This is a genomic window from Acinetobacter sp. YH12140, assembly GCF_013418475.1.
In the GTDB taxonomy this organism is placed as follows: domain Bacteria; phylum Pseudomonadota; class Gammaproteobacteria; order Pseudomonadales; family Moraxellaceae; genus Acinetobacter; species Acinetobacter amyesii.
On the sequence record NZ_VPBZ01000037.1, the window covers coordinates 1 to 1,658 of the forward strand.

General features: G+C 44.9%; 2 protein-coding genes. One reads left to right on the top strand and one right to left on the bottom strand.

Going from position 1 to position 1,658, the window contains the following annotated elements; translation table 11 throughout:
• Window positions 1–113: 113 nt before the first annotated feature.
• Entirely contained in the window at window positions 114–515 is a 402-nt protein-coding gene (locus FTU75_RS18180; protein ID WP_001183556.1) for a LysR substrate-binding domain-containing protein, read from the top strand.
• Window positions 516–651: 136 nt separating this feature from the next.
• Here the strand turns inward: FTU75_RS18180 and FTU75_RS18185 are convergent, their stop codons facing one another.
• The gene (locus FTU75_RS18185; protein ID WP_000018323.1) at window positions 652–1,467 is read right to left on the bottom strand and encodes an APH(3')-I family aminoglycoside O-phosphotransferase; all 816 of its coding nucleotides are present in this window, start codon (window positions 1,465–1,467) and stop codon (window positions 652–654) included.
• Window positions 1,468–1,658: the final 191 nt, after the last annotated feature.

A 1,658-nucleotide genomic window follows, 5' to 3' on the forward strand; every position in this document is an offset into this window, starting at 1 on the left:
GCCAGGCCTCAGCATTTTATTATGGTGATCCCCTGGGCGAAATGCGCCTGGTAAGCAGAGTTTTTGAAATGTAAGGCCTTTGAATAAGACAAAAGGCTGCCTCATCGCTAACTTTGCAACAGTGCCATTTTAAGCGTTATGCTAAGCCCAGGAAGCCGCAGGATCTTTTGAACCACAACTGCATTAACGTCCGCTATTCTGATACGAGTGGATTGTACGCCTGGGAATTCGAGAAAGATGCTCAGAAATTCAGTCTGAAAGTCAAAGGGCAATATATTGCGAACAGCACGATTCATCAGCTCGATGCAGCATTAGACGGGCTGGGGATTGCCTATATTCCCGAGTATGTTGCAGATGGATATATCAAAAGCGGCAAGCTGATTGCTGTTCTGACCGAGTGGTGTCCATATTTTGACGGCTACCATATTTATTATCCTCACCGCCGACAGGATTCTCCTGCGTTTATGGCTTTTCTGCAAGTTTTGCGTGACAGGTACAATAATGGAATAAGATAAATTTATGAGTAAAGGATTATGTCCACGATAAGCACCTGGGTCGATTCCTGGGAGGCGGCCATGAGGGTAGGGAAGCGCCGTCCCGTCAAGTCAGCGTAATGCTCTGCCAGTGTTACAACCAATTAACCAATTCTGATTAGAAAAACTCATCGAGCATCAAATGAAACTGCAATTTATTCATATCAGGATTATCAATACCATATTTTTGAAAAAGCCGTTTCTGTAATGAAGGAGAAAACTCACCGAGGCAGTTCCATAGGATGGCAAGATCCTGGTATCGGTCTGCGATTCCGACTCGTCCAACATCAATACAACCTATTAATTTCCCCTCGTCAAAAATAAGGTTATCAAGTGAGAAATCACCATGAGTGACGACTGAATCCGGTGAGAATGGCAAAAGCTTATGCATTTCTTTCCAGACTTGTTCAACAGGCCAGCCATTACGCTCGTCATCAAAATCACTCGCATCAACCAAACCGTTATTCATTCGTGATTGCGCCTGAGCGAGACGAAATGCGCGATCGCTGTTAAAAGGACAATTACAAACAGGAATCGAATGCAACCGGCGCAGGAACGCTGCCAGCGCATCAACAATATTTTCACCTGAATCAGGATATTCTTCTAATACCTGGAATGCTGTTTTCCCGGGGATCGCAGTGGTGAGTAACCATGCATCATCAGGAGTACGGATAAAATGCTTGATGGTCGGAAGAGGCATAAATGCCGTCAGCCAGTTTAGTCTGACCATCTCATCTGTAACATCATTGGCAACGCTACCTTTGCCATGTTTCAGAAACAACTCTGGCGCATCGGGCTTCCCATACAATCGATAGATTGTCGCACCTGATTGCCCGACATTATCGCGAGCCCATCTATACCCATATAAATCAGCATCCAGGTTGGAATTTAATCGCGGCCTCGAGCAAGACGTTTCCCGTTGAATATGGCTCATAACACCCCTTGTATTACTGTTTATGTAAGCAGACAGTTTTATTGTTCATGATGATATATTTTTATCGGCACTGTTGCAAATAGTCGGTGGTGATAAACTTATCATCCCCTTTTGCTGATGGAGCTGCACATGAACCCATTCAAAGGCCGGCATTTTCAGCGTGACATCATTCTGTGGGCCGTACGCTGGTA

Coding starts and splice junctions, on each gene's coding strand:
- FTU75_RS18185 (WP_000018323.1), bottom strand. CDS start 1,467: ATGAGCCATATTCAACGGGAAACGTCTTGCTCGAGGCCGCGATTAAAT.